This window comes from Ruficoccus sp. ZRK36 (genome assembly GCF_019603315.1).
In the GTDB taxonomy this organism is placed as follows: Bacteria; Verrucomicrobiota; Verrucomicrobiia; order Opitutales; family Cerasicoccaceae; genus Ruficoccus.
The window spans coordinates 2,599,375-2,624,819 of sequence record NZ_CP080649.1 but is presented as its reverse complement, the minus strand read 5'-3'; the positions used below and the strand labels follow the sequence as shown (position 1 = coordinate 2,624,819).

Genomic DNA, 25,445 nt, shown 5'->3' with positions numbered 1-25,445 from the left:
GCGTCACAATAAACCTTACATCAATCAAAGGTAGTCTTTCTACTAACCTCACAAAATAAAATTGCGCCCGGGGGGCTCTTCAGTGTTCCTTATCCGGCATCCATGCCGGTTAAAATCCACGACACACTCAGCAAGACCAAGCAACCGCTGGCTCCCGCCGACGGCAAGACGTTCCGATTCTACTGCTGCGGGCCGACTGTTTATGGCCCGGCTCATATCGGCAACTTCCGCACCTTCCTCGTACAGGACGTCCTGCGCCGCACACTGGAGGTTGACGGGCTGGCCCTCTGCCACGTTCGTAACATCACTGACGTGGACGACAAGACCATCCGCCAGAGCCAGGCGGAGAGCCGCACGCTGGCCGAGTTTACCGAGCACTGGACAAAGAAATTTCACGCCGACTGTGGCGCCCTGAACCTGCTCTCTCCCCACCAGGAGCCCCGCGCGACCGCGCACATCAAGGAACAGGTCGAGATGATCGAAAAGCTCGTCGCAGGTGGCCATGCCTACGCCGCCGCCGATGGCTCCGTGTACTTTAAGGTCTGCACCTGCGACCACTACGGCGAGCTGTCCGGGCTCGACCGCTCTAACTTGCGTACGCAGAACGTCAACAGCGCTGGCGACGCCAACGACGCCGACGAGTACGACCGCGAGAGCGTGACTGACTTCGCCCTGTGGAAGGCCCGCAAGCCCGAGGACGGTGAGAACTTCTGGTCCAGCCCCTGGGGCGAGGGCCGCCCCGGCTGGCACATCGAGTGCTCGGCCATGAGCGTCAAGTACCTCGGCGAGGGCTTCGACCTGCACGGCGGGGGCATCGACCTGTGCTTCCCGCACCACGAGAACGAGATCGCCCAGAGCGAGTGCGCGACAGGCTCCCGACCCTTTGCCCGCCTGTGGTTCCACAGCGCCCACCTCATGGTCGAGGGCAGCAAGATGTCCAAGAGCCTCGGCAATCTCTACACGCTGGAGGACCTCCTCGCCAAGGGCTACCGCCCGATGGACATCCGCTACGCGCTCATCTCCGGCCACTACCGCCAGCAGCTCAACTTTACCCTCAACGGCCTCAAGGCCGCCCGCTCCGCGCTGGAAAAGATGGAGAAAACCCTCCGCCCGATCCTCGTGCGCCTCGGGCTGACCGAGGAGGAGTTTCGCGCCTGGATCAAGCCCTCTCCCCTCGTGACCACCGGCATGTTTGCCCCGGCCTGGGAAAAGCTTTCGGACGACCTCAACGTGCCCGCCGCCCTCGGCGTCATCTTCTCCGTACTGGGCGACCTCAGCGACCCTACCCTGCACGACTCGGCCGTAGCCGGACAGCTGGAGGCCTTCGGGGCGATTCTCTACGCGCTCGGGCTGGACCTCTTCACCGCTGCCGATGAGCCCGCCGCCGAGGACATCCCCGAGCCGATCGCCGATCTGGCCGAAGCCCGCTGGGCCGCCAAGCAGGCCCGTGACTGGGCCAACGCCGACCGCCTCCGCGACGAGCTCCTCCAGCAGGGCTGGAAGATCCTCGACCGCAAGGACGGCTACGACCTGGAAAAGGCGTAGGCGTACTACGCTCTAACTTTTCCTCTGCTATTTTCTTGTTATCCTAACCAGGCAAGATATAGCTTTCATCACGCCATGAGATGTCTACTCGTTTTACTGATATTTATTCTTTCATCCGCGGTTAGCCATGCAGCTCTATCCATCGTAATAAACATTGAGTCAAAGACTCTTAAAATCGAGGGAGAGGATTCTGGTACCGCTGCGAATGTCTATTATGTAAATCCTCCAATTGGAGCGGTTAAGCAGGTGTTTTGGGCATATTCTGGAACTACTGGTTCTCTGCAGATCCTTGATGTTCAGAGTTGCATTGAACAATCGGTTAATTCAGCTGAATTTCGGATATACTCAGATGGTGGTCTGTCTCTTCTGGCATATTCGCAGGACTCTTCGCTGGCAGAGATTAATGGAAATTCATCTGAAATTAGCTATGCGACTCTGGATGCATCCTATCAGAGTATTTTAGAGAGCTCAAATGGTCTCAGTCTCTCGCTCGATGAGGGAATCATTTATTCATCGGTTCAAATGACAGTCGTACCAGAGCCATTGCATTATACCACGATCGCGGGTTTATTCGCGCTGTGCGGCATTCTTGGTGTGCGCCACCAGCGCCGACATCTGTCTTAGGATTTTATCGAGATTACCGGAGCAAAGGTCCTCGAGCCCATTACCGATGCTACCATTACCGGGTTGATGGCAATCTGAAGGGCCATCTGCAACCATGGCTCAGCACAGGGCCGATTCAAGGTTCAGGATTGGCACAGCCCCTGCCCGCTTTCCTTTTGACACTGAGTCTAAAAACGGCACGATGGACGGTTTTTCGGGGTCGGCATTTTCGCCGCCCGGAACCCCAGATTTTACCATGAAAGCGATGACTCCGCTCGAAGAACTCCGCCACTCCACCTCGCACGTGCTGGCCACGGCCGTGCTGCGTCTCTTCCCCGAGACCAAGCTCGATATCGGCCCCCCGACTGACACCGGCTTTTACTACGACTTCGATCTGGAGCACAAGTTTACCGCCGAGGACCTTGAGGCCCTCGAAGCGGAGATGAAAAAGGTCATCAAGGAGAACCAGAAGTTCGAGCGCCAGGAGTGCTCCCGCGAGGAAGCCACGAAGATCATCCAGGACTTTGGGCAGGCCGAGTACAAGCTCGGGCGTCTGGCCGACATCCCCGAGGGCGAGCCGATCTCCTTCTACCGCAACGGCGACTTTATCGACCTGTGCGCGGGCACACACGTCAACTACACCAAGAAGATCAAGGCCTTTAAGCTGCTCAGCGTGGCCGGTGCCTACCACCGCGGCGACGAGAAAAACAAGCAGCTCCAGCGCATCTACGGGACGGCTTTCCCGACCAAGGACGAGCTGGCCGAGTACTTGCAGAACCTCGAAGAAGCCCGCAAGCGCGACCACCGCAAGGTCGGTAAGGACATGGGCTTGTTTGAGATCAGTGAAGCCGTGGGCCAGGGCCTCGTGCTGTGGAAACCCGCAGGCGCGGTCATCCGCCAGGAGTTGCAGGACTTCATCTCCGAGGAGCTCCGCAAGGGCGGCTACAGCCAGGTCTTCACGCCGCACATCGGCCGCCTCGGCCTCTACCGCACCAGCGGACACTTCCCGTACTACCAGGACTCGCAGTTCACCCCGCTGGTGGACCGCGAGGAGATGGAAAAGCTCGGCCACGAGGGCTGCTCCTGCGCCGACCTCTCCAACAAGCTCAACGAGGGCGAAGCCGACGGCTACCTGCTCAAGCCGATGAACTGCCCGATGCACATCGAGATTTACAAGAGCAGCCCCCACAGCTACCGCGACCTGCCCGTGCGCCTGGCCGAGTTTGGCACCGTCTACCGCTGGGAAAAGTCCGGCGAGCTCAACGGCATGACCCGCGTGCGCGGCTTCACCCAGGACGACGCCCACATCTTCTGCACCGAGGATCAGGTCCGCGACGAGATCCTGGCCTGCCTCGACCTCGTGAAGACCGTTTTCAACACCCTCGGCATGAAGGACTACCGCGTACGCGTCGGTCTGCGTGATCCCGACAGCAGCAAGTATGTCGGCGCTGCCGAAAAGTGGGACAAGGCCGAGAACGCCCTGCGCGAGGTCGCACAGTCGCTGGAGGTCCCCTTTACCGAGGAGTCCGGCGAGGCCGCCTTCTACGGCCCGAAGATCGACTTCGTGGTCAAGGACGTCATCGGCCGCGAGTGGCAGCTGGGCACCGTCCAGGTGGACTACAACCTGCCCGAACGCTTCAAGATCGAGTACATCGGCGCGGACAACCAGCCGCACCGCCCCGTCATGCTGCACCGTGCCCCCTTCGGCTCGATGGAGCGCTTCGTCGGCGTGCTGATCGAGCACTTCGGCGGGAACTTCCCGCTCTGGCTCGCCCCCGAGCAGGTGCGCGTGCTCCCGATCTCCGAGAAGACCAACGCCTACGCCGCCGAGGTCGTCAACCAGCTCAAGGCCGCAGGCATGCGCGTCGGCCTCGACCGGCACGATGAGAAGCTGGGCGCCAAGATCCGCCGGGCCGAGCTCGACAAGGTCCCGACCATGCTCATCTGCGGCGAAAAGGAAGCCGAAGCCGGGCAGGTCTCCCTGCGCTCCCGCGTGGGCAAGTCCCTCGAAGGCACCGCCTCCGTCGCCGACACCGTCGCCAAGCTCAAGGCCGTCATCGACGCCAAGGCACTGCCGGAGGCGTAGAATAGAAAACATTCATTTATGCCATTTCTGGTTTAAAATCCCAGCGGCTGATTGTATAATCATATTTTAAATTAACATCATCCCAACAACGCTGCTTATATGGATCCCATATTTTCGCTGGGAAGATATGACCAATGACGCAATCAGAAGGTATACATGATTTTGTCGCTATACAGTAACGAATTGGGTGAACATCTTCTCTTTCATGTGCAATACGGTAGCAGTGATCAGCAATCATTGCCGATGCCAGACATTCAAGGTCACTCAATATATGAATTGAGACAATACATTTAATAAATGCAGCCTTCCCAGTTTCCTTGAGTCGATCTCTTGGCTCTTTAAGTATACTCCTTGGTAGGTTTGTAGATAAACAACCTAGATATTCACTTCCATAGATTAAATAGTGGCCACAATTAGCCTGAATGTGACGAGGATCTAGTGATGCATAAACATACCCTTCCCGGTATGTTGTTTTTATTTTTTCGATGGCTTTAATGAAGTCACTTTCCGACGCTACATCTGAAAAAACAGCTCTCAACTTGTCCTGCGCCTGTACCAATGAAAGAGGGACAACTCCTTTTTTATAGTAAGAATCTACGTCATCTGTTCGGCAGGCGTGGTACACTACTACCTCATTGAAACAATCTTCTAAATCGTTGACCAGTTCTGCGATTATCAGCTCTCTGATATTTGAACATTTCAATACTTTAAGAGACTCAAGATCACAGTCTCTGTATACTATTTTTCTTTTCGCTCTCTTCAGCAAAATTTTGTAGTTATTGCTGATGCATGCCGAAAGGCATGATGATACAATAGAATCCCATGTAAGGTTATTCGGGTAATCCAACCGCACATCATAGAGTAATATTTTCCTTTAAGATTGCTGTCACCAATTAAAATACTTACTTCGCAGTATATCGCTTTCGCCACAGCCCTACTCCCAGGGCGAGCAGGCCGCCGATCAGGGCGAGTTCGCCGGGCTCGGGGACGGAGGCGGGGTCGATGACACGCATGGCGTGGCTGAAGTTCTGGTAGAACCAGTTATCATCGTAGGTAAAGGGCAGGATCTCGACGCCGGGAGGCGGCAGGTTACCGTCACCGTCGAAGATCGCGGGCGTGTTGTCGTGGCTGCTGATCACGAGGGGGACATCCGAGGGGGTGCCGTCCTCAAGCGTGCCATAGCTGCCGAGCCAGATGATGACGTGTGTGATGTCGTCGGGCTGGTTGGGCTCACCGGTGATAAAGAGCAGGTCACCCGGCTGGAAGAGCTCGATGAGCGTGGCCAGTGAGTTGGGGCCGTTAGCGGCTCCGCTGTTGTAGTTGGGGCCGTTGAGAAAGCCCGGCGTGATGAGCTGCCCGTCGGGCGCGATGATGGGGTTGGCCGTGAGAGAGCCGACGACTTCCTCGCCCAGTGTGCCGATGGCGGTATCCATCTGGATGCCGAGAGCGACATTGTAGATGTACGAGGCGAAGTTACTACAATCGATCCCGGCCGTCCCCTGCCCGTACTCGGCCTGCCATGGGTTATCGAGGGTCTGGTTGGAAATCGTCTTGAGCTGGGGCTGGTTACTCACCTGGTTCCAGTTCCAGTAGTTGGGCGCGTTGATGTCTGAGGAGAAACCGTTGTCGTAGGGATTCCAGTCGGGGTTGTGGTGGTGCTGATAGGGTGTGCCGACGAGGCTTTTGGCTACACTCAGCAGGCGCTGCCGCTGGTAGGTGTAGGTGTTGACACCTGTGGGAGCGGTGGGGATAGCCCCGCCGTTCACGACTTGGCGAGTCTCGTTGGCGAGCGTGTTTGCCGGGTTGTCCGTGCTGTAGAGCTGGGGCACCGTCACGCCCCATTCGTGGCCGATGCCATCGTTCCACGCGGGGTCGGAGTAGTTGTACCAGTTCTCCGGGCCGGGCGTGGAGTGGGCGTTTACCGTGTCGATGCGGCCGGGGATGTCCGTCGTCCAGGCGGCAATATCCGGGTCGAGCGTGATGTCGTACGGTGAGTCATACTCGCTGCCCAGAGCCGAGCCCGAGGCCATCGCGAGAGACATGGAAACAATGACAATGGCGTAGCGCATATCTTAGTAAATTAGAAACGCTTTGCCTGTCCAAAAGCAAGTCTTACGCCACCGGCTTGACAACGCCCCACTTTGATCTTCCCTGACGGTCATGTGTCCCGTTAAAGCCATTCACCGCCTGCGAATCATTGGTCTGATCGAGGGTATTTCCTTTCTCCTGCTGCTCGGCGTCGCCATGCCCTTAAAATACTTCGGCGACATGCCGGAGGCGGTCAAAGTCGTGGGCTGGGCGCACGGAGTGCTCTTCATCGGGTTCGTCGTGCTGCTGATGATCGCCACCATCCTGGCGGACTGGAGCCTGCGCCGAGGGGCGCTGTTCTTTATCGCTGCGCTGGTGCCTTTCGGGCCCTTCCTCGTAGACAAGCGCCTGCGCCTTCACGCCGCTGAAGCCGGTGCGTGACCGGACCGGACAGTGAGGGGCTCCGCCCCTACGGCACTGCGTGCCTGCCCAAATGTTATCTTTAAGAACGCTGGTCCAGTCGGACCCTGCACTTTCGATCCGCAGCATCAAACTGGGTTACCACCGTATCACATAAGAACCACAGGTGCAGGACTCTGTCCTGCCTACCTAGAATAAAGCTTCCCCGCGTTAGGGAAAGTGGTATAGCTGGTGAGTATGTCAGACACACCATCCCCCCAACCTCCTCTCTTTAAATTCCTCGGGCTGGACCCGGAAAAGTCTCAGAAGTACGCCGGCTGGCTCAAGTTTGAGGCCATCCTCTTTATCGTGCTGGGCGTGCTCGCCATTATGCTGCCGGGGCTGTTCTCGGTCGGGCTGAGCCTGTTTCTGGGCTGGCTGTTTCTGATTGGCGGGATTTTCAGCGTCATCGGCGCCCTGCAGGCCATGAAGGCGAAAAACTTCATCTGGCGCCTGGCCTCGGGCATCCTGACCGCTGTGGTCGGCGCGCTCGTCATCAGCAAGCCGCTGGAGTGGATGGCCATCCTCACGCTGATTGTGGCGGGGTACTTCCTCATCGACGGGATTTTCAAGATCATCTACGGGCTGCGCGCCATGGGCGTGCCCGGCGCAGGCATGGCGATCATCAACGGCATTTTCGGGCTCATCATCGCCTGGATCGTCTACGCCCAGTGGCCGGTCTCGGCTGAGTGGTTCCTCGGCATGCTGATCGGGATTAACCTGCTGATGGCCGGGCTGTTCCTGCTCCGTGTCTCCGGCGGGATCAAAAAGCACACGTCGAATCCCTGAGATGCCTCACTGACAATTTCACAGCCGGGCGATTTTGCCCGGCTTTTTTGTGCCCAAAATGCGCGAAACGCCGAAAAATGGCTACATTTACAAAACATGATCCGGTTAGAAATCTCCGAGAACAGCACGCGCTTTGACCATCCCTCCGCCCCCAACGGCGAAATCCGCCTCCCGCTGGGCTTCGGCCAACTCGCACGGCAGTTTTTCGGCGAGTTCCCACCCACCTATGCGCAGATCGACCACGCTATCCAGTACACCGAGGACGAGCTGGCCACGATTGAACACGCCTTCGACGGCGAATCGTCCCTCACCACCGATGATGAACGCGCCCGGCAGATCGCACGCCTCGCTTTCGACACTGTCGAGCGCGACGGTCAGCTGATCCTGCCCCGCGAGGAGCTGGAGAGCGTCTTCAACCGCCTGGCAGACATCGTCAAGGGGCTCCCTGCCAGCCAGGACGTGATACCAACAGAGACGGAATTCGCCGCCTACCTGCTCATCCTGCGCGAAATCACCCACCATCTGGCTTTCGATGAGGTCATCCTGCCCCTCAAAACAACCTGAACTCGCGCAGGAGTTTTTTAGAACCATTCTAAAGAACAGCCCCAAAGCAGACACTTCACACCGGATAACCACCGGAAACGGCGCTAATCATCAATACTTTACGCAAACGCTCCGAGGCAGCAACGATGCCAGATTAAGCGTGTCGGGGAAGGCGTTCGGGGCCATTTCCCGGCGTTGACGTCAAGGGCATGGACCGTCACGCTGGGGGGGAATGAATTTTTTGCATTCATACTGGCGCATGCCTTACATCGAGGTCCCCAAGCCTGAAAGTGGGGAGCACAACCCCTTTGTGGCGCTCCCTCTGGAGGGCGACGACCGCAAGGTGTTGATCGTGCACCGCTCCGAGCACTGCTACCTCGTGCTGAATAAATTCCCGTACAATGCCGGGCACCTGCTCGTCATCCCGTACCGCGAAGTCAGCCGTCTGGATGCATTGACAGCGGAGGAAAAAGCCGATTACTTCGACACCATTATCAAGGGGCAGCAGATACTCGAACGCGCCATCCATCCCGATGGTTTCAATGTGGGCTTCAACCTCGGCCGCGCCGCTGGCGCCGGCATCCCCAAGCATCTGCACTGCCATATCGTCCCCCGCTGGGACGGCGACACCAACTTCATGCCCGTCCTGGGAGAAACCAAGGTTTTACCGGAATCGCTCGACGCCATGTGGCAGCGACTGAAGCAATTCGTGGAGGAATAATAGCCGCGTGTATGAACCCGGCATCCGCCCTGCTACTTAACCCGAGAGATACGCGCGCCCGCATTTCACTGTATGGCCTCTGAGACCCTCACCTTCCCGAGCCCCCGCCACCTGGCCCAGCTCTACTGCTCCAACGACGAAAACCTCGCCAAGGCTGAACAAGCCCTGGACGTGACCCTCGTCTCACGCGACGACTGGATCAAGATTGACGGTGAGGAGGACGCTGTAGCCGCCGCCACCGAGCTTTTCGGGCTCCTGGACAAGCTCCGCGGCCAGGGTATCCAGATCGGCCGCTCCGACTTTGACAACATGCTCGCCTCTATCGCCCGCGGTGAGGCCGACGAGATGCGCGAGGTCTTTAACAACCCGCTCGTCATCCAACTGCGCAAAAAGAGCATCGTCCCCAAAACGATCAACCAGAAGCGCTACCTGCAGTTCATCGGCAAGAACGACATCGTCTTCGGGATCGGCCCGGCTGGTACCGGTAAGACCTACCTGGCCATGGCTGCCGCCATTCAGGCCCTGCAGGAGAAAAAGGTCCAGAAGCTCATCATCACCCGTCCCGCCGTTGAGGCCGGTGAGGCCCTGGGCTTCCTGCCCGGCGACCTGAAGGAAAAGCTCCTGCCCTACCTGCGCCCTATTTACGATGCCCTCAATGAAATGGTCGGCCCGGAGGAAACCGAGCGCATGACCGAAAAGGGGCTGATCGAGATCGCCCCACTGGCCTACATGCGTGGCCGTACCCTTTCCAATGCTTACGTCATCCTCGACGAGGCCCAGAATACCTCTCCCGAGCAGATGATGATGTTCCTCACGCGTCTGGGCGATAGCAGCCGGATGATCATCACCGGTGACATCACCCAGGTGGACCTGCCCCGAGCACAGCAGTCCGGCCTCAAGCAGGCCGTCGAGATCCTCGCCCATATCGAGGGGATCAAGCTGTTTTACTTCGACCACGCCGACGTGGTGCGCCACCCGCTGGTGAGCCGTATCATCCACGCCTACGAAAACCACCTCAGCGACAGCCGGTCCAAGAAGTCCAAATAAGGACCCCAAGTGACTGCGCCGCCTTACAACGGCGGCATCGCTCGATTGATTATGGTATTTAAGAAAAAGAGTAAGAAGGAGCAGATTGTCGAAGCTCGGCGTAAACGCCGGGACGAGGGACGCCCGTCCAGCGTACGAGAAGCCATCGACACTAACCAATGGCTTGCCACCGGGCTTATGCTCGGGCTCACGCTCGCCATCGTGCTGATCTGTTTTGTGGGTCGCTCTCCGGCGGGGCCGCGCGTACTGCCGGGGCAGACCGCGCGCATCCGCGTCACCGCGGAGATACCCTTCTCCTACGAGAGCCAGACGCAGACCAACCGCCTGATCGAGCAGCGCAAGCGCCAGATCGGCCCCTACTACCGGATCAACCCAGGCGTTTACCAGGGCTTTAACGACAAAATCGAGCAGCTCGAAACCGGGATCAATGACGACCTCCTCCCGGAGTTGACCGATCTGCCTGCCGAGGACCGCAAGATCGCCATCGACACCTTTGCCCAGCAGTTTAACCAGCTCACCGGCACCGGTATTAACAGCGAAGACCTCTCGCTGCTGGTCGAGCGTTGCACTCCCGAGCAGCTCACGCGCTACCTCAACGAGGGCCGCCTCATCCTCAAGGACATCCTGCGCGAAGGCATCTTTCAGGCCAACCAGCTTGAGCCGCCCGCCGTCGACGGGGAAACAATCTCCTCCTACGAGGTCTTCGGGCGCGCACAGGGCACACGCCTCCAATCCGAGGAGGACGCCGTCCGCCTGCTGCGTATTAACCTCGCCGGCCTCGATGCCGACACCGGCCTCTCCCGCGCGCTTTTCCGCATCTTCCGTAAGGGCATCAAGCCCAACCTCGAGTACGACGCCAAGCGTACCGAGGAGCGCATCCAAACTGCCGTAGCCAAGGTCAAACCCGTCCAGGTAACGATCGAAACCGGAGACGTCCTGACCGAGCCGGGCACCCGCCTGACCCCTGACCAGGTCGAGACACTCTCGGCCTACCGGCAGGCCCTGAGCAAGAGCGAGCGCATGATCTGGGGCTTTAATGCCACCCTGGCGCAGCAGACCGTGCTGACCTTTATCCTGATTCTGGCCACGATGATCTACATCCAGGTGGCCATGCCGACCTTCCGCCGCTCCAACCGGCGCATCCTGCTCGCCGCCCTGATCCTGCTGGTCAACCTGATCCTTATCCGTGTCGTGGACCAGATCGGCTCGCTGGACTTTCTCAGCCGCAGCCCCACCCTTCAGGCCACCGTGACCTTCCTGGCTCCCGTGGCGTTTGGAGGGATTGTCATCTCCATGCTTATCGGGGAGCGCGCGGCCGTCATGATTTCGCTGCTCATCTCCACCCTGTTCGGGATGATGGAGGGTAACTCGATGGAGATCTTCCTGATCTCGCTCGTCTCCTCACTGACCGGGATTCATTACTGCCGGGATATCCGCCTGCGCGCCAAGGTCGTGAAGGCCGGGGCCATGGCTGGCCTCGCGGTTGCCATCTGCGCGCTGTTCTTCGGACTGCTCGACGACATGGACACCCGCACCATGATCCAGCAGTTTGTCACGGCCTGCGTGGTCGGCGTCCTCACCGGCATGCTTGCCATCGGTGTCCTTCCGCTCTTGGAGCATATCTTTAAGTTCACCACGGACATTACCCTGCTGGAGCTGACAGACTTCAACCACCCGCTTCTGCGCAAGCTCCAGATCGAGGCCCCCGGCACCTACCACCACAGCCTGATGGTCGCCAATCTCTCCGAGCGCGCCGCGCTGGAGATCGGTGCAAACCCGCTCCTGTGCCGCGCGACTTGCCTGTTCCATGACATCGGCAAGATGACCAAGCCCGAGTATTTCACGGAGAACCAGCACGACGGCCACAACCCCCACGACGAGCGCAACCCCACCATGTCCGCGCTCATCATCAAGAACCACGTCAAAGAAGGCGCCGACATGGCTCGTGATGCGAAGCTGCCCACGGTCTTCCTGGATGTCATCCGTCAGCACCACGGCACGACGCTGATCAAGTATTTCTATAACAAGGCGCTCAACCAGAAACAGCAGCCGAGCCTGCCGCTGGGTGGCAGCGCCAGCCAGCCCGCGCCCTCCCCCGGCGAGATCGACGAGAGCAGCTTCCGCTACGATGGCCCGCGCCCTCGCACGAAGGAAGCCGCCATCATCTTTCTGGCCGACTCGATCGAAGCCGCCTCACGCAGCCTGAAAAAGGTCACCCCGCAAAACGTCGAGGACCTCGTGGACGGTATCATCTCCGACCGCATCGAGGACGGGCAGCTCGACGAGTCTCCCATGACCATGCAGGAGATCCGACTCATCCGGGACAGTTTTGTCTTCACCATTCTGAATATGCTCCACAGCCGCGTTGAGTACCCGAAAATGGCCAAAAAGGACAAAGACGGCCAGCGGCGTGAGACATCCCAGACAAATTCTCCCATTCCACAGAGCGATGCAAAGAGTGATCCAGCTAAGTCAGCCTTCGTCTGAGCTGCTTACCTATGACGAGCAGGCCGTTGCCGGTCTCTTTCACCGCCTGGACCAGTGGCCGACCCACCAGATCCCTGACGGCGAGATTTCCGTCGCCTTTCTGGAGCATGCCGCCATGGCGGAGGTGCACGGGCAGTTTCTGGAGGATGATACGCCGACCGACGTGATCACCTTTGACGGCGACCCGGAGATGGACTTCGCGGGTGAGATCTGCGTCGGCGCCGAGCAGGCGATGGAGACCGGCCCCGAGCACGGCAACACCCTCTCGCAGGAGATTTCGCTTTATCTGGTCCACGGCTGGCTGCACCTGGCCGGGCTGGATGACCATGCCGAGGAAGACATTGCGCAGATGCGGCTTGCAGAAAAGCAGGCACTGGCTTACTTGGAGGATTCCGGCGGGCTACCACAGTTCACGCCTGCCCGCTGACCAATCTTATTCCATGTATCGCCGCTTACGTAACGCCTTTATAGCCGGGCTCGTCCTGCTCGCACCTCTCGGAGTCACCTACTTCGTCATTGATTTTCTGCGCACGAAGATCGGCTCACGCGTGACTGCGATGATCCCGCAGAACGTGCTCCCGCCGGACATCCGTCGGCTGCCCATCGTAGAGTTTGGGCTGGATATGGCCGCGGTGCTCATTGTCGTGCTGGCCATCACTCTGCTCGGTTTCTTCTCCAATTACTTTTTGGGCAAGGTCATGATCATCGGCACCGAGCGGGTCATCGACCGGGTGCCGTTCATCAACACCGTTTACCGCACGGTCAAGCAGATCGTCGAGACCTTCAGCAAGCAGCAGAAGGCGGTCTTTCAAAAGGTTGTGCTCACCGAGTACCCCCGCAAGGGCGTGTACGTGCTGGGCTTCCTCACCAGCGCCGCCAAGGGCGAGGTGCAGGAAAAGACCGGCGCGGAGGTCGTCAACGTCTTCGTCCCCACCACCCCGAACCCCACCAGCGGCTTTCTGCTCATGGTGCCCGTCGATGAGGTCATCGAGATGGACATGACTATCGCCGATGGCATGAAGCTCATCGTCTCGGGCGGTGCGGTCAGCCCCCCGTATCCGCCACCACCCGCACCTGAGCCCAGGCCGACAAAGGTCCGCCACCGCGCCCCGCGCAATCTGCCCGGTCCGTCCAACCATGCCGGCTGAGACCGTCGAGCTGGAAGCCCTTGTGCTCAGCCGTGAAACAACCGGTGAGAGCCACCTGCGCCTGTCCCTGCTCGATCCAGAAGCAGGCCGCCGCGAGGTCTTTTACCGCCAGACCAAGGCCGACAAAGGCACCCCACCCGATCTCTTTGACCGGGGAGCTTTTCGCCTTGAGGCCGCCAAAAACGGTAACGCATGGTTCGTGCGGGAGTTTCGCCTGCTGCAGCGGCTGACCGATATTGGCCGTCGCTACGCCACCTTTCAGGCCGCCGCCGAGTGGGCCCTGTTTCTGCGCGCCAACGCCGTCCACTGCCAGGCACCGGAAACGGTCTTCAGCATCGCCCAAAAAACCTTCGTCGCTCTGGCCAGTGCCGAGCAGCCCGAGGCCGCCCTGCTCAAGGGTTTCTTCCTGTTCGCGCGGCAGGAGGGCTGGCCCGTGCGGGAGCACTGGCTGCGCAATCTCTCCGCGACTCAGGCCGATGAGGCCGCCCACATCCTGAATACCCCGCTCGACGAGCTGACCACCACCCCTGAAACCGCTCGCCTCCTCTCTCGCTCCCTCAAGCACTGGCTCTCCACCCACGACGAGGTCACGCTGTAGAACGTGTACCGCCGGCCAAGTTCTTTGCGCCGGGGATTGTCTTTTCGCGGGCAGGCCCTAGTGTGAGCTCATGATGCCCACGCTTCATCGTCTTTCGCCGTCACGGCTGCCGTTCATCGCGGCTGTCCTCTGCCTGATGGTGGCAGGGACGCCCGCTACTTTGGCCAAGGACGACGATGAAGACTCGCCCGAGCTGCTCCTCGTCGAGTCCATCCCAGCAAGCACCGATACGGCCTCCCGGAAGATCATCGAAACGCACCTGCGAGCTCTGGGCGGCCCCGAGGCTCTGGTCCGTATCCAGGCGGTACGCGTCACGAGCCAGCAGCGCGAGGGTAAGACTGAGTTTGAAGAGGTCCTCATCCAAGCCCGCCCTAAGCGTTTCTACCAGCAGATAACCACGACCCACCTGGGCACGGACGAGGTGCTGGTCACCGGTTTTGACGGTGAGACACTCTGGACTCAGGAAACCAGCGATAAACGCGCCCTGCCCCAAACGATCAGCGGCAAGGAACTCGCAGCGGCACAGGAAGGCTACTTCCTCGACCCGTGCCTGAACTGGGAAGCCAATGGCTACACCTTCGCCTATATGGGTGAGGTCAAGTCCACCGGCCGCAAGCACTACCTGCTCAAGCTTTTCCTCCCCTCCGGCCACACGCGCTTCCTGTACTTTGACGCCAAGACCCTGCTCATCACCCGCATCGGCCGCGAAACCCTCATCAAACGGACCATCGTCGACATGGACGACTACTTTACCAGCTACGAGAAGGTCCAGGGCGTGTGGTTCCCAACTGCGGTGGAGAAGCGCATGGAGGACGAAGTTTACGGCCACAGTGCCGTCAAGCTGATCGAGGTTAACCCCCAACTGGAGCCCGGCTTGTTCAGCATGCCGCAGGTTCAGGAAATCTGGCTGCGCCAGCGATGACGCCTGTGCTCGTAGATACACCGGGGGTACACCGCTCATGATGGTGCATGAGGAAGAACGCCGCGCGAGCCTCTCGATCACCGAGTTCGCGCAGTTCCAGCTTGGCCCGCGTGGCGGGCGTGCCGGGGCCGGTGGCCTCTGGCGCATGCGTACCGGCGTAGCCTGGCACCAGCAGATCCAGCAGGAGGACGAGGCCGCGCGGCCTGGCGTCAGCTCCGAGGTCGCCATCTCCGGACTTTGGCAGCACGAGGGCTGGACCCTCCACCTGCACGGACGCATTGACCAGGTCGAGGAGACCCTCCAGGGCTGGACCCTGCGCGAGATAAAAACCCTGGAGCAGCGCCTCCCCCGCCCCGAGGCCGACCTGCGCGCGGCCTACCCCCCGTATTTATGCCAGCTGGCCGCCTACGTAAAGCTCGCCCGCGTGCTGCCGGAGTTCCGGGGCCTGCCCGTCAGCGGTGAGCTGGTCTTCGTCGAGATCAGCGAAGGCCTCCGCCAGACCTTGACATTAACCGAGGCCGATGAGGCGATCTTCGATCGACAGGCGGAGACGGTCTGCGCCTTTCTCAACGAGCGTCGTCAGGCCGCCACTCGCCGTTCAGGCCTTGTCTTCAAGCCGGCTTTCGAAACCTTTCGCCCCGAGCAAACCCGTGCCCTGGATGATCTCGCCGCGCGGGCGGCCTCCGCGCGCACCCTCTTGCTGGAGGCACCGACCGGCTTCGGTAAGACCGGACTCGTCCTGCAATACGCGCTCGGACAGCTCCGCGACGGGATGTACGACCGGCTCATTTACTGCACTGGCAAGTCCACGGGCCAGATTCAGGTGGACCGGCAACTACGCCGCATGAGTGACAGCCCCGAGGCTCTGCGCACGCTTGTTTTCCGTAACCGGGCCGAGCACGCCATCGCCACCGCCCTGCATTCCTGTGACGCCACAGGTGGCTCCTGCACTGAGAACATCGAGGAGGCCTGGGCCAAGAGCGGCATCGTCCCCTGGGAGCTCTGGCAGGAGGACCAGCCCGACCTGGAGCGCGTCCGCCTGCTGGGCGCGCGCACCGGCGTATGCCCCTACGAAATCTCCAAGAGCCTGCTCCCCCACGCCGATGTATGGGTCGGCGACTACAACTACGTCTTTTCCCCCTGGCACCAGCAGGTGTTTCTGGAAAGCGCGGGCTTTGACCCGACACGCACGCTGCTCGTCGTGGACGAGGCTCACAACCTCGCCTCCCGCGTGGCCGCCCTCTACTCTTTTGGTGAAACCGCTGCCGGGGCTCATTATCTGCTCGGGGGCCTGCGCTTTGAGGATGCCTCGGCGAAATTTATCGCACTGCTGGAGGAGTGGGCCGACCTGCTCGACAGCCTCCGCCCGCGAGACAGCCTCAGCATGAGCGCCGAGTATGAGATCACCGAGCTGCTGGAGCGCCTGGCCAAGAGTGTTTACGCCGAGCGCCTCCCCTGGGACGATCTCGCCCCCGCCACCACCGAGGCCCTCCATCGCCTGCCGCGCCTCTACGCGATCATGGCCAGCGAGGGGCTGGACCGGCTCTGCTGGAGCCCGAACCGGGGTGAGCTGCGCGTCTCCTGCCTCAATGCTGCGGGTGAAATCGCCGCACGACTGGAGAGCTTTGGCCAGAGTCTGCTGATGTCTGCCACGCTCAGCCCGCTGGAGGACTTTTGCGCCGAGACAGGCCTCGAGCCTGCCGCCGTCAACGCCGTGCAGGCCGGAGCCCCTTGGCGAGACCAAGCCTACACCGTCGCCGTGGACGCCCGGGTGGACACCCGCCTCAACGCCCGCCCCCGGTACTACACCACCACGGCCGCCACCGTAGAGGCCCTCTGCGCCGCCGACGACCGCCCCACCGCTGTCTTTTTCCCCAGCTACCAGTACGCCGAAACCGTTCGCACCTATCTGGCCCAGACGAGCCCTCAGCTCGTAGTGGCCATGCAGCCGCGCGGCATCGACCTCAACGGCCAGCTCCACTTCATCGAGGAAAGCCTTCTGTGCGCGCATGCTGTCTTCTTCGTCCTGGGGAGCGGGTTTAGTGAGGGCATTGACGAGCTGGGCGGGCGTATCGGGCAGGCCATGGTGGTCGGCCCCGCCCTGCCCGAGGTCAACGCCGAGCAAAAAGCCCGTCTGGAGCGCCTGGAGCATCTGGGCCGTCCAGAAGCCTTTCGGCGCGTCTACCAGCTCCCAGCCATGCGCAAGATCAACCAGGCCCTCGGGCGGCTCGTGCGTGGCCCCGGCCAGCATGCACGCGTCCTGCTGCACTGCCGTCGTTTTGCCGACACCTCGTACCAGCGCCTGCTCGACCCGGTCTTTATCCCCGAAGCGACGATCAACAGCGACGCTCAGCTCAGTGAATGGCTGGCTGCGACACCCGCCCAGTGAGGTCACAGATATCCTTTATTTCCGCCGTAAAAAGCGTGTAAGGAAAGATACACTTGAGACACTAGAGGCGGTGTGAACGCACTGAATAAAACTCGCCTATGCTCGGTACGCTACGCCGATAGCACCACAACCACGCACTCATGAAGAACCCGATCACAACACTCGCCTTTATTCTGCTAACTCTTGGCGGAGGACTTATCGTGGGTTTTGCCTTCGAGGGGGCCACCTGGTACAATTATCTTAACAAACCCTCATTCACCCCGCCCGGCTGGCTCTTTGCCCCGGTTTGGACCCTGCTCTATGTGTGCATCGGCATCGCTGGAGCTCGAGTCTTCACGCAGGCTATCCACCCAGGAGTACGCATGCTCTGGGCTGCCCTCCTTGTGCTCAATTTCCTGTGGACGCCCGTCTTTTTCGGCCTGCACTGGATGGGAGCCGCCCTTGTCATCGCAGGCCTGATGACCGCTGGTATTGTCCTCTTTATCGCCCTGTGCTGGCGCCGGGATCGCGTAGCAGCCTGGCTCTTTGTCCCCTACGCCCTCTGGAACGGCTTTGCCACCGTGCTGAACGCGTCCATCGTCCACCTGAACTAGGGACTTTTGATCCGCACAAAAAAATCCCGCCAGGCATAGGACCGGGCGGGATTTTTAGTAGATGATGCGCGATGAAAATAAAAATGGAGCCATCCATCGGATTCGAACCGACGACCTGCTCATTACGAGTGAGCTGCTCTACCAACTGAGCTAGGATGGCCCGCTGAAAAACGGGTAATCAAACGGCCGGGGCGGGTCCGTGCAAGCCTATTTCTGAAAACAATCCCCTCGCCTATTCGCGGCCGAACTGCTCCGTCACCGCGTTCTGCTGGCGGGCGATGTCGTGCAGGGTCACAATCCCGAGCAGCTTGGTGTTGTCCTTCTGGCTTACGACTGGGACTTGGAGCACGTCTTCCTTGATCAACTGGGCGGCCACAGCGCGAATCGATGTGTCCGGCGAGACGGTGACCAGACGCTGCTCCAGCACGAGCTTGGCCAGCGGATCGGTTAGCTCATGCTCGACATGCTCTAGCATCTCGTGGTGCGTGATCATCCCGCACAGGCTCCCCTCGGCATTGATCACCGGGTAGCCGTGGTGCTTGCGCCCCTCCAGCAGTTTGAGGTTTTCCTCGCTGTTGAGCGTACCGTCCACGCTGACGATGTCGTGCGTCATGATCGCGCTCACCGGCAGGTTCTGGTAGTCACGCATGCCCTGATAGCTGGGCATCTTGCGCAGCGTGACTCCGTCCTGGATCAGCAGGGCGTCGTACAGCGGCACAGAGCGGCGCTTGGCCGAGATGAAGTACGCGATCATGTTCCCCGCAATCAGCGGCAGGATAAACGAGTAGTTGCGTGTCATCTCAAAGATGATCACGAGCGATGTAATCGGGCAGCGGATGATCGAAGCGAACATCGCTCCCATCCCCAGAAGCACGCAGGCCCCGATCACGTCTTTGTGCTCCGGCAGTCCGCCAAACCAGCCCAGGTGCGTATGCAGCGAGAGCAGGCCGACACCAAAAATCCCCCCGAGCATCCCGCCCAGGAACAGCGTCGGCGAGAACAGACCACCGCTGCCCCCCGTCGCATAGCTGATGATGACAGCGATAAATTTCAGAACAAACAGCGCGATCAGCACACTCAGGACCAGACGCCCCTCAAAGGCCACATCCAGGCTGTTATAACCGATGCTGAACACCCCCGTCTGTGCTTCCCCGAAAAGACCGGTGTAGGCAAAGCCGATCATACCGACGATCCCCACGGTCAGGCCACCCAGCGCAGGCTTGAACCATATCGGGATGCCCTTCCACTGCGAGTTGATCTGGCGGGCCTTGAGCAGCGTGGTTACAAAGCCCGAGCCGATGAAGCCCGATGCCACCCCCAGGGGCAGCGAAATCAGCATCCACCAGGCCGTCCGCACATTGTCCTGGTTCAGGTTCACCTGCAGGACAGGGTCCTCCCCGAGGATGCTGCGCGAGATCGCAGCAGCCACTACGACGGCGATCACGATCCCGCCGAGGGCCTTCGTGCTGAAGTCCGCCAGCAGCTCTTCAAAGACAAAAAAGATGGCCGACAGCGGCGCATTAAAGGCGGCAGAGATCCCCGCCCCCATCCCGACGGGCACCATGCCCTGGATCCGGGCCTTGGCCAGTCCGGCCCAGCGCCCCAGCGTCGAGGAGATCGCCGCGCACATGTGCACCGTGGGGCCTTCACGACCCAGCGCATTCCCCATCCCGATGAAGATCGTCCCCAGCAGGAAGCGGAAGAAGCCGTCCTTGAGCGTGACGCGTCCGAAATCGTTATAGTAGGCGGCCTTGGTCTGCGGGATACCGCTGCCCGAGGCGCTCGGTGCGATCTTCCACAGGAAAAGCCCGACGATGAGCCCGCCAACCGCTGGCATCAGCGGCATCACGATCCAGAACCACACCGGCCCGGTCAGCTCGGAGAGATGCCAGACCAGATGAAACGTGTGGTGGATCGCCAGGTGGAATCCGACCGCAGCCAGCCCGCAAAGCACACCGGCCACGGTGCAGAGGATCAAAAAACGCTGATTGTCGGAGAATCGCCGCCGTAACCAGTCAGGAAAACCATGGAGCCCTAGGAACGTTTTTATGACGCCATCTCCTTTCCGTGGCGTTCACGGAAGACCTTTAAAAAGGCCTCTGAAATCTCTTCATATAGCGAATTGCGGCAGATCATATGCGAAAACTCGTAAGCGATAATTGCAGCGATCAAGAGCGGTAAAATCATTTCATAAGCACTGGTCATTTCCACCAGGATCGCGGCCGATGTGATCGGGCTCTGCACCACGCCCGAGAAAAAGGACACCATGGCCAGCAAAATGATAGCCTGCGCAGGCACGCTCGGAAAAAGCTCACTGAAGAGCTGTCCGAAACCGGCCCCGGCTGAAAGAGTCGGGTCAAAGAGCCCACCCGGTATCCCGCTCAGAAGCGTGGCGAAAGTCGCCAGCATACGGGTAAATGGATAAAACCAAGGTAGCTTCTCGCCGTCAATGAGGATTTGCTTGGCATGCTCAAAACCGCTGCCGTAGCTGAGCCCGCTGGAGAGGAGCCCGATCACGCCCAGCACCAGCCCTACCCCACCGGCCATCCGGTACGGATGCGTCTGCCAGAGGCGCACGAGCCGGTCCGTGAGCAGCAGCAGGCACTTCGCAAAGGCCCCGCCCAGTGCCCCCAGCACCACGGCAATCAGCACGAGAGCCAGCCAGCCGGTCACTGTGACCAGCGAGGTCTCCACATCCCCGTAAAACAGGTAAAACCCGCCCAGGCACCAGAGCACAACCTGACAGGCGATTGCCACCGTCAGCACAATCGTACTGGCATTGTGCTTTTCAAAAGATCTCCCGATCTCCTCAAAGGCAAAAACGATCCCCGCCACCGGCGCGTTAAAGGAAGCAGCGATCCCGGCCGCGCCGCCGCCGAGGATCAGCCCGCGCTCTACCAGTTGCCGGGGGAAATGCGCCACATGGCTGATCGTTGCCAGAATACTCGCCCCGATCTGGACGGTCGGCCCCTCGCGCCCGATGGATGCCCCGCAAAACAGCCCCATTGCGGTAAGGAAGAACTTGCCAATCGCAATCCGCAGAGAGAGCAGATAGCGCCGGTTTGGCCCGGCTGGCATCTTGAGCGCAGCGATGGTCTGCGGGATCCCCGTCCCCTGAGTGCCGTCGAAAAAGCGGTTGCGGATAAAGATAATGGCCATCAGCCCGAGCGGAGCCGTGGCAAAGGTCAGCCAGCGGGATGTCCCATGTGACCAGGCCAGAAACTGCCCGGACCAACGCTCCAGCAGCGTAAACACCGTCGCTGCCAAGCCAATACCGACTGCTCCCAGTATAAACAGCCCGTAGCACTTCCACGCCTGTGCCGACAGCAACTTGTATCTCGCCGGGATTTCCCCCTCAGGGAAGCTTTCAACTGGCCCACTCATATGCCCATTGGCTTTAACGGGCTGACCAGCCATCGTCAAGCGCCCAGCGGCCTCCACCCGTCTTTGCGCCCGCCCACCAACTTTTTCAGAAAAAAAACTTGGCAAAGTACGTCTGAGCCGTACTGTCTTCGGTTTTTCCCGTACGGGAAATCGCCGCTTTCGAGTGGTGGGATATGCAAGTGGCTAAAGCACGCAGACTGTAAATCTGTTCGGGTAACCGTTCACTGGTTCGAATCCAGTTCCCACCACCATTTTTACCCTTACCATAACCCCCTGAAAACAGGGCATTTGCGAACTTATCTAGTTTAGCAGCAATAGCTTCCAAACGGCCAATTTCGTGACCAATTGTGACAGGCCGTGACTCGCTTTGCCCGTCTAAGTCAGGCTCGGGAGTGCATACGGGAGTGTCCGAATCTGCCTCGAAAATTTCGTTTACGCCCTTCGAGTGCTTAATGGCCTGCGGCTTCACGTAATGGCGTTGCGTTGTAGCCAAACTACGGTGCCGGAGCACCTGCTGAATGATTGCCATAGGCACGCCCTGCTCTGCCAGCCACTGGCCAAAGGTGAGCCGCAGGGAATGGAAGTCCAAGTCACCAAACTCGTTGCTATACACAATCCCGGCACGCTTCAAATCACGCTGTAGCTGCGTTGCCTTGGGCAAGGCATAGGGAATTACCCGATCTTCCGCTAAAGCACCCTTAGGACGCATTTCCCGCAGTCTATTGACGGCTTTTCGTATCAGGCGTACCTGCTCTTCGAGCTTATTCTTTGAAATCTCCGCCCGAACAATCAGGTAAGGTTGCTCTGCGTCCAGAAAGACGTCCCCCCAGCGCAGCGTTTGCAGCTCGTTTATGCGTAACCCTGTCCAGCGCAGCAACCAGACCGCAGGCCGATAATCCACACGCTGAGGAGGTGCCCCCGCCTGCATGAACTGCTCAAACTCTTCATCGGTCCAGAAGCGCCGCTTTTTCTTCTCGTGGCCGCGAGTCTCGCCCTTCTGGACATTCTCAAGCGCGTTCTCCGTGATGAAGCCTAGTTGCTTCATCCAGTTAAGGAAGGCCGTTGCGCTTACGAGGTACTCATTAACGGTCTTCACTGACAGCACGCGTTTCGTACCCTGCTTACACGGCTTGGAGGAACGCCACTTGACGAAACCCGCCGCCGTGATCTGCTCAATGTCGCCCCAGCCCATATCATCGGCCAAACGGGCAATGCGCGTCACCGTATCGTGTACATGCACCGGGGCACGCTCCAGACTCAACAAGTGCTCTTCATACTGCGCCAGCATATCGCGGATACTGCGCGAAGGCGCCCCCCACAGAAACGACGGCACCGGCAAGCCCTCGTACTGCTTCTCCTGTACCTGACAGAACTCTCTCAGGCGCTTCTCAGCTATGACCTTGTCCGTCGTCTGCAAGCCAACGGTGGTTTTCGTCGCCATCCACGGCATACGGTAAGAACCGCTGTAGTACTTCGAGACTACAACCTTCCCACCCTTACGACGCTTCGGCCTAAAAACCCTCATGCCCGCACCTTTCTGGTACGCTCAAGATAAGCTTCGATTTCAGCTTCAAGGTAACGAGCCCGACCATGTTCCTTCAAGGGCCTCGGAAACTTTCCGTCAGCGATCAAACGGTAAAGACTACGCTTTGACATCCCAATTCGCTTAGCCGCCTCTTGAATCCTGATCGTGTCTTCACTCATAGCGGCCTCCTTCATCGTTATGGTTTTCCTACTCATCGCCTTGCATATCCTCACGAAGGGCCTCGGCAAGCGGTCGCAGACCATGTGCTTGATCAGCAGCCAACAGTTTTCCAATTGCCTCCTCAAAATACCCCTTTTTAGCCAGGTGCACGCACGTCTCAAAAGAGCCGGCCTCAATATAGGAGCGGAGAAGGAATGACTTACTGACGTTGAGCAGCTTTGCGTATTCCTCGATGCGGAAAACAATATCCTTATCGATGCGAACGCTGACCGTAACAGTCTGCTGCTCCATTTCCTGTTTTTGCTGCTCCTCTTCCTCCTGTGCCCGCAAAAGCGACCGAATCGTGCCGCCAACACTGTACGCCTGATCGTAGCAAGTAGACAAAAGCCTACGCTCGTAGCCCACGGCCTCCTCAATTTCTGCCTCACGCCTCACACTAGCTTCGATTGATTCGAGTCTGTCGCGTGAAAGCTTCACACCCGCTTTTTCTAGGTTGTCTGCCGTAAATTCGGAAATGTCAGCAGTTCGAGATGACTTATTTTTGTTATCCATAAACGCATACTCTCATTGTTTGCGTTTTTTGTAAACATATTTTTGAAAATATTTTCATTTAGGCGGTGTGGCCCGGCCCCCAATGAAACATAATCAGCAAAAAGTAATCCAGAGAGATTAAACGGGGCCATACCGCTTCAACCGTTGGTGATCGCTGTATTCTAACCTCGCATTATTTATCTGCTCCTTCGTATACGCTTTAAGCACGGAGACTATTTCTGGCGAGTATTGGTATGTTCCAATACTCTCATTTTTCCAACAGAGGTTTCCTTTGTCTTTCAGCTTGTGCTTCCAAACAAGCGCATCAAATGTTCGCTCATTAAATATTGCCCCCCTGTGATCCTTATCAATTTTATCCAATACCTTTTTTCGATTGAGTGGGTGGCTTTTATTCGGGTCGATTTTTTTCGAAACCAAAAGGACTCCATTCGAAGAATCCCCCTTAATGCCAGCAACGATATCCGCCGACTGAACCTTTTTTGTAGATTGTAAATTAACCTGGAAGACTGTAAGAAATCGACCGGTATCGAATCCACCCTTTTCCAATTCAGCAGTCGTGTCGGATATTATTTTCAAGAATTCTGATACCGCTGGCTTTTGGTTGTTATTATCGGTAGAACCAAGAAACTGTATTGGGTCCGGTGTTGCTCCAAAGCTTAATGGAAGAAGACTGATGTTTACTTCACTTGCAATATCCCGACCAAAACAAGCAGAAATGACATCACGATAATTAACTATAGATGTTTGAGCCAATCCGTATATAAGTGCCTCAAACCCTGCTTCATTGTAGAAGTGAACTGCGTTATTCCTGTAGTCAACCAACCTGCCAATATTCTCAGAGACTGGTTTAAATTCAATTCCTGAAGGAAAATGTCTCTTTGCCTCATCGACGCTTTCCAATAAGCCTAGCGTCATGTAAGGCCGGTCTCTTTCTTTGGGCTTAAATATACGAATTTTATTTTTTGAAAGAATGGCCTTAAAGGCCAATTCCCATGAGTTTAACAATAATATTACAAAGCACTCAGATCGGTACGAAAACTGAGGCTTATTGTAAATCTCGATTGCCGCGAGCATAGCACTCACTGAGTTCCCCAAGAGTGCGCGATATGAGCCGTATGGATTCATTTTCTATTTTTTGAACAATTCCATATTTGCATTTTCCCTATGATAATTAATAAATCGACCACGAATACTACTATCCAAAAATTTAACACCGTACTGCATATCTGCATCATCCACAAACATCGCATAACTCAGTTCTAAATTTTCGTTATTCTTGAATGAATCCAATAATTCGTGAAACGTCGGGCTTGTATGACGATATTCAGAGTTATCTTTAGTAAGCAACTCACCAGTCTCTGGGCAAATCCCCATTCCGTCATCAAGCAGTGCATTTTTCTCTCTCGTCAGGTAGTCAGAAACAGCACCACGACAAGCACGGTAGAAATATTCCCCAACAGAAGGTTTCTCTCCCTTGATGCACGTAGGATATGAAAAATCAGTCGAACTACCATCAACTCGATGGAGATGAAAACCACGAGTAGGATAATCTTCATTTTTATCCTTATAGAAATAGTCCACACCGGCCCCAATCTTCTGTTCCTGCTCTGGGTGCCTAAGGAGAAGCTCATAAAGCAATACACTGTCCTTTTCGTTTATTCTGTCTCTGTGTTTATTAGAATACCGGCCAAGCATATCTTTGAAAAATTGAGTAGCTTCGCCTGTCGTCGAAAAAGTTTTGCTAGGCAGTTCGACTGGTTTTGCTTTTCCCATTATTAAATAATTTAAGGTTGGATAGTAGTTTTCGAAACACATGAGTTAGACGTTCGCTGTCGCATAGATCTAT

Annotated in this window: 22 protein-coding genes and 2 tRNA genes; 16 read left to right on the top strand and 8 right to left on the bottom strand. The window is 58.1% G+C overall.

The features are described from left to right. Window positions 1-102: 102 nt before the first annotated feature. The 3 genes from cysS (at window position 103) to thrS (ending at window position 4,234) form a co-directional block, all read left to right on the top strand. Complete coding sequence (gene cysS, locus K0V07_RS11560) at window positions 103-1,545, top strand: cysteine--tRNA ligase (protein WP_220621547.1); 1,443 nt, start codon at window positions 103-105, stop codon at window positions 1,543-1,545. Between the two features lie 75 nt (window positions 1,546-1,620). Then, the gene (locus K0V07_RS11555) at window positions 1,621-2,169 is read left to right on the top strand and encodes a hypothetical protein (protein WP_220621546.1); all 549 of its coding nucleotides are present in this window, start codon (window positions 1,621-1,623) and stop codon (window positions 2,167-2,169) included. Between the two features lie 235 nt (window positions 2,170-2,404). Further along, window positions 2,405-4,234, top strand: coding sequence for a threonine--tRNA ligase (thrS, locus tag K0V07_RS11550; protein WP_220621545.1), 1,830 nt, complete (start codon window positions 2,405-2,407; stop codon window positions 4,232-4,234). Between the two features lie 16 nt (window positions 4,235-4,250). Here the strand turns inward: thrS and K0V07_RS11545 are convergent, their stop codons facing one another. Both K0V07_RS11545 and K0V07_RS11540 read right to left on the bottom strand, forming a co-directional pair. After that, complete coding sequence (locus K0V07_RS11545; protein WP_220621544.1) at window positions 4,251-5,000, bottom strand: hypothetical protein; 750 nt, start codon at window positions 4,998-5,000, stop codon at window positions 4,251-4,253. A gap of 136 nt (window positions 5,001-5,136) precedes the next feature. Continuing rightward, the gene (locus K0V07_RS11540) at window positions 5,137-6,303 is read right to left on the bottom strand and encodes an NlpC/P60 family protein (protein WP_220621543.1); all 1,167 of its coding nucleotides are present in this window, start codon (window positions 6,301-6,303) and stop codon (window positions 5,137-5,139) included. Between the two features lie 91 nt (window positions 6,304-6,394). Between K0V07_RS11540 and K0V07_RS11535 the strand changes: the two genes are divergently transcribed. The 12 genes from K0V07_RS11535 to K0V07_RS11480 all read left to right on the top strand — a co-directional run bounded on the left by K0V07_RS11535 (window position 6,395) and on the right by K0V07_RS11480 (window position 17,958). After that, the gene (locus tag K0V07_RS11535; RefSeq protein WP_220621542.1) at window positions 6,395-6,703 is read left to right on the top strand and encodes a DUF3817 domain-containing protein; all 309 of its coding nucleotides are present in this window, start codon (window positions 6,395-6,397) and stop codon (window positions 6,701-6,703) included. Window positions 6,704-6,919: 216 nt separating this feature from the next. Further along, window positions 6,920-7,510 (top strand): HdeD family acid-resistance protein, encoded by a 591-nt coding sequence (locus K0V07_RS11530; RefSeq protein WP_220621541.1) that lies wholly within the window; start codon window positions 6,920-6,922, stop codon window positions 7,508-7,510. A gap of 96 nt (window positions 7,511-7,606) precedes the next feature. Continuing rightward, window positions 7,607-8,074 (top strand): hypothetical protein, encoded by a 468-nt coding sequence (locus tag K0V07_RS11525; protein ID WP_220621540.1) that lies wholly within the window; start codon window positions 7,607-7,609, stop codon window positions 8,072-8,074. Window positions 8,075-8,312: 238 nt separating this feature from the next. Then, the gene (locus tag K0V07_RS11520) at window positions 8,313-8,774 is read left to right on the top strand and encodes an HIT domain-containing protein (RefSeq protein WP_255567969.1); all 462 of its coding nucleotides are present in this window, start codon (window positions 8,313-8,315) and stop codon (window positions 8,772-8,774) included. 72 nt (window positions 8,775-8,846) lie between these two features. Further along, on the top strand, window positions 8,847-9,821 hold the full coding sequence (locus K0V07_RS11515; protein ID WP_220621538.1) for a PhoH family protein: 975 nt from the start codon (window positions 8,847-8,849) through the stop codon (window positions 9,819-9,821). A 9-nt stretch (window positions 9,822-9,830) separates the two neighbouring features. Beyond that, a complete protein-coding gene (locus K0V07_RS11510; protein ID WP_220621537.1) occupies window positions 9,831-12,308 on the top strand; it encodes an HDIG domain-containing metalloprotein in 2,478 nt (825 codons plus the stop codon). Beyond that, window positions 12,271-12,735 (top strand): rRNA maturation RNase YbeY, encoded by a 465-nt coding sequence (gene ybeY / locus K0V07_RS11505; RefSeq protein WP_220621536.1) that lies wholly within the window; start codon window positions 12,271-12,273, stop codon window positions 12,733-12,735. Before K0V07_RS11510 ends, ybeY begins: the two co-directional genes overlap by 38 nt. A gap of 13 nt (window positions 12,736-12,748) precedes the next feature. Further along, the gene (locus tag K0V07_RS11500; RefSeq protein WP_220621535.1) at window positions 12,749-13,456 is read left to right on the top strand and encodes a DUF502 domain-containing protein; all 708 of its coding nucleotides are present in this window, start codon (window positions 12,749-12,751) and stop codon (window positions 13,454-13,456) included. After that, window positions 13,446-14,054: a hypothetical protein gene (locus K0V07_RS11495; protein ID WP_220621534.1), complete on the top strand. Its 609-nt coding sequence runs from the start codon at window positions 13,446-13,448 to the stop codon at window positions 14,052-14,054. Before K0V07_RS11500 ends, K0V07_RS11495 begins: the two co-directional genes overlap by 11 nt. Window positions 14,055-14,124: 70 nt before the next feature. Then, window positions 14,125-14,976, top strand: a complete 852-nt coding sequence (locus K0V07_RS11490) for a hypothetical protein (RefSeq protein WP_220621533.1) — start codon at window positions 14,125-14,127, stop codon at window positions 14,974-14,976. Between the two features lie 37 nt (window positions 14,977-15,013). Continuing rightward, window positions 15,014-17,365, top strand: coding sequence for a helicase C-terminal domain-containing protein (locus K0V07_RS11485; protein WP_220621532.1), 2,352 nt, complete (start codon window positions 15,014-15,016; stop codon window positions 17,363-17,365). 140 nt (window positions 17,366-17,505) lie between these two features. Then, window positions 17,506-17,958, top strand: a complete 453-nt coding sequence (locus K0V07_RS11480; RefSeq protein ID WP_220621531.1) for a TspO/MBR family protein — start codon at window positions 17,506-17,508, stop codon at window positions 17,956-17,958. A gap of 84 nt (window positions 17,959-18,042) precedes the next feature. Here the strand turns inward: K0V07_RS11480 and K0V07_RS11475 are convergent. The 3 genes from K0V07_RS11475 to K0V07_RS11465 all read right to left on the bottom strand — a co-directional run bounded on the left by K0V07_RS11475 (window position 18,043) and on the right by K0V07_RS11465 (window position 21,342). Then, window positions 18,043-18,118, bottom strand: a tRNA-Thr gene (locus K0V07_RS11475). A gap of 72 nt (window positions 18,119-18,190) precedes the next feature. After that, window positions 18,191-19,936 carry a chloride channel protein gene (locus K0V07_RS11470; RefSeq protein ID WP_220621530.1) on the bottom strand — a complete coding sequence of 582 codons (1,746 nt, stop codon included), beginning with the start codon at window positions 19,934-19,936 and terminating at the stop codon, window positions 18,191-18,193. A gap of 68 nt (window positions 19,937-20,004) precedes the next feature. Next, window positions 20,005-21,342 carry a chloride channel protein gene (locus tag K0V07_RS11465; RefSeq protein ID WP_220621529.1) on the bottom strand — a complete coding sequence of 446 codons (1,338 nt, stop codon included), beginning with the start codon at window positions 21,340-21,342 and terminating at the stop codon, window positions 20,005-20,007. Window positions 21,343-21,507: 165 nt separating this feature from the next. On the opposite strand from K0V07_RS11465, the gene K0V07_RS11460 reads away from it, so the two are divergent. Next, window positions 21,508-21,593 (top strand) — tRNA-Tyr (locus K0V07_RS11460). A gap of 1,481 nt (window positions 21,594-23,074) precedes the next feature. On the opposite strand, the gene K0V07_RS11445 is transcribed toward K0V07_RS11460, so the two are convergent. The 3 genes from K0V07_RS11445 to K0V07_RS11435 all read right to left on the bottom strand — a co-directional run bounded on the left by K0V07_RS11445 (window position 23,075) and on the right by K0V07_RS11435 (window position 25,372). Next, complete coding sequence (locus K0V07_RS11445; RefSeq protein WP_220621527.1) at window positions 23,075-23,599, bottom strand: hypothetical protein; 525 nt, start codon at window positions 23,597-23,599, stop codon at window positions 23,075-23,077. A gap of 117 nt (window positions 23,600-23,716) precedes the next feature. Then, window positions 23,717-24,673, bottom strand: a complete 957-nt coding sequence (locus K0V07_RS11440) for a DUF3644 domain-containing protein (RefSeq protein WP_345778176.1) — start codon at window positions 24,671-24,673, stop codon at window positions 23,717-23,719. A gap of 54 nt (window positions 24,674-24,727) precedes the next feature. Beyond that, a complete protein-coding gene (locus K0V07_RS11435) occupies window positions 24,728-25,372 on the bottom strand; it encodes a DCL family protein (RefSeq protein ID WP_220621525.1) in 645 nt (214 codons plus the stop codon). Window positions 25,373-25,445: the final 73 nt, after the last annotated feature.